The organism is Nostoc sp. ChiSLP03a, assembly GCF_034531215.2.
Lineage (GTDB): Bacteria > Cyanobacteriota > Cyanobacteriia > Cyanobacteriales > Nostocaceae > Nostoc.
The window spans coordinates 21294-27821 of the sequence record NZ_JAVRBQ020000076.1 but is presented as its reverse complement, the minus strand read 5'-3'; the positions used below and the strand labels follow the sequence as shown (position 1 = coordinate 27821).

At 37.7% G+C, this 6528-nt stretch carries 7 protein-coding genes and 1 pseudogene; all 8 read right to left on the bottom strand.

What is annotated here, in order from left to right; genetic code table 11:
* Positions 1-84: 84 nt before the first annotated feature.
* The gene (locus tag RMY32_RS12990; RefSeq protein ID WP_409882881.1) at positions 85-945 is read right to left on the bottom strand and encodes a phospholipase D-like domain-containing protein; all 861 of its coding nucleotides are present in this window, start codon (positions 943-945) and stop codon (positions 85-87) included.
* A gap of 376 nt (positions 946-1321) precedes the next feature.
* Positions 1322-1453: a hypothetical protein gene (locus tag RMY32_RS12985; RefSeq protein WP_409882877.1), complete on the bottom strand. Its 132-nt coding sequence runs from the start codon at positions 1451-1453 to the stop codon at positions 1322-1324.
* Complete coding sequence (locus RMY32_RS12980; RefSeq protein ID WP_322715369.1) at positions 1428-1892, bottom strand: type II toxin-antitoxin system VapC family toxin; 465 nt, start codon at positions 1890-1892, stop codon at positions 1428-1430. The genes RMY32_RS12985 and RMY32_RS12980 overlap by 26 nt, the downstream gene beginning before the upstream one ends.
* Positions 1893-2156, bottom strand: coding sequence for a hypothetical protein (locus RMY32_RS12975; protein WP_322715368.1), 264 nt, complete (start codon positions 2154-2156; stop codon positions 1893-1895). It lies immediately after the preceding gene.
* Between the two features lie 84 nt (positions 2157-2240).
* Positions 2241-3584: pseudogene (locus RMY32_RS12970) on the bottom strand (site-specific integrase); the annotation flags it as partial.
* Between the two features lie 813 nt (positions 3585-4397).
* Positions 4398-5249, bottom strand: coding sequence for a hypothetical protein (locus tag RMY32_RS12965; protein ID WP_322715366.1), 852 nt, complete (start codon positions 5247-5249; stop codon positions 4398-4400).
* A 444-nt stretch (positions 5250-5693) separates the two neighbouring features.
* Complete coding sequence (locus RMY32_RS12960) at positions 5694-5894, bottom strand: hypothetical protein (RefSeq protein WP_322715364.1); 201 nt, start codon at positions 5892-5894, stop codon at positions 5694-5696.
* On the bottom strand, positions 5881-6381 hold the full coding sequence (locus RMY32_RS12955) for a type II toxin-antitoxin system VapC family toxin (protein ID WP_292704621.1): 501 nt from the start codon (positions 6379-6381) through the stop codon (positions 5881-5883). Before RMY32_RS12955 ends, RMY32_RS12960 begins: the two co-directional genes overlap by 14 nt.
* Positions 6382-6528: the final 147 nt, after the last annotated feature.

The window sequence follows — 6528 nt, the reverse complement described above, 5'->3', positions numbered from 1 at the left end:
TTTATCGCGGCGTTGTTTTTGAGTGAATGAATGGACGCTACAAGAGAGATGCGATCGCGCTACAACGTGATTATTAAATGACAGTTAATCGTTTAATCCGAAATGCTGAGATAACTTCTTTATTGTAGAACTATCGCTCATTTTACATGCTGGGTGCTGGTTGTAAAAAAGCCCTTCTTCCCAATATGCCTGACTTTTAGGCACTGTTTTTATCCATTCAACACGGACAAGATACTCGGATTTATCCAGATCATCAGCATATTCATCCATTTTTGGGGAAACTAGTGGTACATCTAAGATTGGTACTTGTTGCCCATTAACCAATACGGTGAAGTCTTTTACACGTACAGCAGGATCTGTTACTAGACCAACGCCAACATAACCAATGTCGGGTATGTAGACGAATACACGCAACCCTAGAAATAGATTTTTTATAGAACCTCTATAGAATGTCCCAGTACCAGCAGAGACAAAACTATATCTTTGCCAGTCATCCCAGTTTCTATGTTCACTTTTACTACAATTTACATAATAATCACGACCATTCCAAGGTTCCTTATCTTTTTTCGACTTTGATTGACTGACTTCTTTTTCAGATTTTTTAGGGTGAGCGATCATCTTTGATCTAATAATTGGGGCATCTGAATTTAAACAACTATTTTGAGATTCAAGTGTAGGTGTCGTTTTAATAATTCTCTGAATATAGTCTTCTAATTCTTTTTTATTGACTTCACCACTACTTGACCATGAGTTCTCAAACCAGTTTTTAATTTCTTCAATGTAATTCCTTTCATCTAGTAAAATTGACATTTCTGCTTTCTGAGTGATACCCATTTTAGTTAGGTTTGCAGAACCTAATAAGCATAAATGGTCGCCAAAAACAACTTTTGCATGTAAATTCCTATAATCATGAATTTTGGATGTATTTTCAATGAGGAAATCAATGATTTCTTTTCTTTCTTTACCTTGAAAAGCACTAAGTCAAGCTTCTACATCAGAAATAATACGCCACTTGCCTGGATTGTGCAACAAGTTTTTAATATAACTAACATCAATATAGGGACAAGCTATTAGTAGTTCTTTACTATTACTCAGTTTATGAATAGCTTCATCAAAAGGTGAAAATCCACCATTTATACTTTCGTTGGTATGATATATCAGCTTACTATTCATAAAATATTAGGTTAAAATATACTATATCTCATAATGATATCAATCCTTTTTTGATTAACATCAGTGTTAATACATAATACAATAAATGCTAGATATATTCGTATGAGAACCTCAGATAATGTATAGACTCTTTCATCCGCAGCCGCAGCTATTTCCAATCTTCGTACTTCAAGCCATCAATACGGCTAAATTCACGGGTGTTGTGGGTGATAAGAGTGAGGTCATTTGCTAAAGCGATCGCAGGTGAATCTGCATTATGGGTGACTATTAGGGTTTTCAATCATTAATCCCTCACTTACAACTGCTGCATTCAACTCATTATCTGCGGATACAAAGGTAATAGGAGCTAATCCATTAGCAATGCAAATAGTATTAACTGCACGATCTACTGCTAGTTGAATAGCATCATAACCTCTTAAACCATAAGTTTCAGACAATACTATTCCAGAGTTAATAATATTTTCTGTAATTTCAACGATTTGATAATCTTTCTGTAAATCACTTTTGAACTGATTGCGTGTTATTGTTGCATCTGTAATGCTAATACTTCCACCACGTGCTCGCCTGGTAATTGCCGCTATAATTTCTACACTGGTTATTGCAGCAATAAATACCTCATTCTTGAGAGTAGGATCAAATAGCTCCAAAACCCAAGCTGATCCAGTTTCACTAATATAACGCTTAACCAATGCGCTACTGTCTATGAAGTAGATTGCCATCTAACGGCGTTCCTCAATGATAGTTTCAGAAATAGGCTTTCCCTCGACATGAATTAACCGTCGCTCAGTTATTGGTTCATAAACAGGATGTTTTATCTGCTTCACTAAGCCAGAATCGATTAAAGCTTGGTGAAATGCTGCTTGCTTGACTGTTTCTTCTTTATCAGCAAGATACTTTTGAATCGTCTGATTAAGCTGCTGAAGTTCTTCTATTTCAAGTGTCTCAAGCTGCTTGATTATCTGTTGGAGAGTTACTAGCGCCATAATTTTTTATTATCTTTTATCTTAATAACTTTTTTCCATAAATTATACCAAATTATCTAAAACTGGTATTACTTATGGGCAAACTTAACTCCGCTTATAAACTATTTCCATCCTCAATTTCTCAATCTCCAATTTCAAGGTTTCATTCTCCATCCTCAACTTAGCATTTTCCTCCCTAATCAACTCAACTTCATTTCTCTTACTCAACGCCTGATTAATCGCCAACTTTCGCATATCTAGCGAAAACCAACGCTGATAAGTTTGTGTATGAACCTGCACACTATGCCCTAAATTATCCGCCGCCGCTTTAATTGGGATTCCCAAAATATGCGCCCGAATTGCCCAAGCGTGACGTAAATCATAAGGTTTAAAATCTAATCCTATCTTGCGAAACCACCAACTAACTCGCTGTGTTAACGCCGTTATCTCAGCATGATTTGTGTTATCTTTTTTTGCGATCGCACTCCTTAACATCTCTAAATACTTCGGATTTCTTAAATCAAATTCCTCAATCCATCGTCTATGTAAAGGTAATGCTTCTCTTTCCCCAGTCTTACAATCTTTATGTACTTTCCATGTAAAATCTGTATTTTCTTGACTCAACCACCAATCAAGATCGGGATTAATAAAAAGTTCTCGTGGACGTAAACCAAACACTGCTAACATTCCATAAGTCCATCGCCAAAGTTGCCAACTATCTTGAACATTTTGATTAACTTGATTACCTCTGTTATGTTGATAATCTTCAAACTTGATAATTCCCTCAGTTATTTCCGTATCTGTAGGTATATTTCGGGAGTTATTCTCAGGCACTTTGGAATATTTAGATAAATCAATTTCGATATTGAATGTCACACAAAATGCTGCGATCGCTCTGGCGGCATTATATTTAGCCCATTCTTTGTCAATTTGCTCAATTGAACCGATCAGATTTTCAGCAGTTGCCAAATCTTGATGATTGGTAAATCTCTTGGTGCGGGAAAAGTAATAAAAAAAAGTATGTTCGCTTTTAATTGTACGTTTATGAGTTTTAAAATACTCCTCTTCAAATTTTTCCAGTAATTCTCCTATAGTTTTAAAATATTTTTTAATTGCCTCATTTCCTAAATATTTATCATTCCATTCAAAACTTTTCCTAGCGATTAACTTCCCTAATTCATAAGCTTCTTCCTCAGCCGTCTTGAGTCCATCTAAGTTAGCGGGAATATTCAAGCTGAGATTGTATTGCTTTCTCCCAGTACCGTTGCTGTCTTTGTCTCCCGGCTTAATTGGTAACGTCGCTCGTAATTGCAGACTTCCATTCGATTCTCTAATTGTCACCTTTGCTTTTGCAGACTTCAAACGCAGATTAACTTTCTCTAATTCCAGTAGTACTTTCGTTCTCATGTGTTCTTTTTGCTGCTGTACTTGCAGAGATGAGCAAAAAAACAGGCGATTGTTTAATCGCCTTGGCTCAGGACATCATTGAAATGATGCGTAATATCATATCCGCTTGATTGCTTATTAAACCCGAAGAACCCCACCCCGCCAAACCTACGCTTTGTTCCCCCTCCCCGCAAGCGGGGAGGGGTTGGGGGTGGGGTTCTTTTATTATGGGTAATTTGGCGGACATGATATGAGTCCTGAACCGAATTATGCTGTCTTTTTAGCCTATATTTAGGCTAAAAATAAATGTGTTCTCAGAAAACAATGTTTATCGCTGACAGTGTTTACTGCAAACATTAGATAGTAGAAAAAAATTAAACCACAAAAAGGATTACTCCGAACCTAGCGATCGCTCTTACAATTGATATAATGCAAGGTTTTTTGGTGGCGGTAGAAAAAAGAGCCTATTTCTAGCCTAAATGCAAGTTGCAGGGTTATATAATAACAATCGGTTTTGATGCTTTAAACAGTATAACTCTTATGGAGTATGGGTTTTAGATTTTGCTTGCATTTTGCTTTAAGAAAAACTGTAAAATAAAAGACTATTTTTAATGACGATTTTTTAGATTAAATGGTGCGATCGCCTCAACTCGATAACACGCCACTGCATATTTAGAGATTGTGTGTGAGATGCACAATAAATAAACCGTTGTAGCGATAGCTAAAAGCAGGAATAATTCATCTGGGGTATGTCTGTCTAACCTAAATACACCTTAACGTTCCGACTGAGCGGCTGCAAGTAACATTGGCGATGCACGAGGATGATTTGTCAGTCCGCTCCAATCCGTTTTTTAGACCTCAGCGATTGAAGATACATTAACAATCATTTCTTTCTATACGATACAAGCTGATCGGTACACCGTCTGACCTCAAAACATAGAGCAACTTAAGCTGCGTAAACTCATAACTGAAAACTACGCGGCATATATCTAAATCATCTACTGGCAAACCCGAAAGCATTGTATCTAGCATGGCTGGAACAAAAGTAAAGAATCCATCTAAATCGTTTTGAGATGGATTTGTAATGACTACATTTACTTCAATCGTCCTACTAGCATCGCTATTGACAAAAATGACAAAAAACTGAAAGTTGAGCAGATTTTCCCTCTGCTTCAAAGATTTTTTCTCAAAGATATTCTTCAATTTAAGCTTCAGCTTTTCGTATAAATCCTCGCCCAATTTTGAGAAAAAGCCGTTTGATATTCCTTGAAGAGCGAATATCCCAAAGCCAATTATCAGTAACGATATAGGCTCTACAGAGTCTTCATGATAAACTCGGTTGCGATCTTTAGCCCCAAGCTCTCGCAATTCTTGATATATATCTGCTACATCATCATCTTCCTCAAAAGTTTGATTGCCGAGAACTAGAAAGTTATCTACTTCCTCAGCACGAATCTTTATAGACTTATGGTTTTTGGGAAGTAAATCAAGATTGTCAGATTCTTCAAAAATCTCTGCTTCGCCCTGAAGTAAATGAGTTCCATCATCAAGCACTATCACTTTAGCAGAAACCACCCTTCCAATAGGAGGGTTACGAATATCATGCTCGATCGTCAGTGGAATATATTCCTCATTGTACTGTTTTGCAGATTCTACAATTACTTCAGGTGGAGTTAGAACTTGGTCGATGACTCCTGATCGAGCTATTATCATTTTAACTTTTCGCATATTAGACTCTAATGGTAGATATGTAGCCCAAAAAAACATCTAGACTAACCTATTTTATCGAGATTGAGAAGTCTAACTACTTACTCGGAAATTTTTCGTATAATCATTTGCTTAATGACGATATGTAAGTATCAGTGTGTGAGATCACAAGAAGTGACCCGTTGTACCGATCCCCTTTAGAGATTGTGTGTGAGATACATAAGAAGTAGACGTTGTAGCGATCGCCCTCACTCGGCAATAAACTAGGTGATGTCTACGACGGGCTGCGCCTACGCATTAAACCATCCAATCCTTTATTAACAATCCGGGTACTTTGCCCAAATCCCGATGATTGCGCGTCAATAAAACTAATTTACGAGATAGTGCGGCGAATAGCCTCTCGTAGACATCGCAGTAACATTCCTTATCATTCCCCGCAGATAATGCAAACTTAACCGATCACTTCTATGCTTCGGCTTCAATACCTTGTTGTGCTGGGGATTCTAGAACTTTTGTCTGCTGCTCTTTATACTGTATAAGGTGGGGATATTCTTTCTGAAGTTGAATATAGTAATTCACTAACTTCTGGGGGTTGTGTCCATTCTCTAGAGATATAATATGGCGAATTTTACGTATTTGGCTAATTGCCTCATCATTCTTCGTCATTTTGCGCTCCTATCAACTCTAACGGCGTAACTAGCGTTGGAACGTATAACCCCAGCATAACGTTCAGCCGTCGGATATGCCCAAATTTATTGGCATTTGCCAAGTGACGACAATTCCAAGTTAAGAGAAAATCACATTTATGATAGGAAGCTAGGGCAAGATGTAGCGCATCTCCAAGTGGATCTTTGGGCATCAGTTGTTGCTGAATATACACTTCAACGATTTCAGCAACCACTGATTCAATCGGGACAAATAACAAGCCACTAATCAGTTTTATTGCCTCGTTCTTTCCAGGAAAGTTACCTCGATTGAGTTCATCCAGCACTGCAAGACTAGTTACAAGCACATAGTTGTCACTATGACTCCACCATTCCCGTGTCCAGTCCCGCCGCGCCACCATATCAGGTTCAGTACGTGCCTCGTAATAAAAACTGGGAATGGAGGTTTCAATGTAAACTTTTGGTTTCATTGCGGTAAGAAGTGACATAAATGAACGGCTTGACTATCTTTGTTAATGACTGATATTGCAGTATTATTGTGTTTAATTTAACACCTAAGCGATATCTACGGCGGGCTGTTCGGTATCGCCCTCACTCGACAATAAACTAGGCGATGTCTACGACGGACTGCGCCT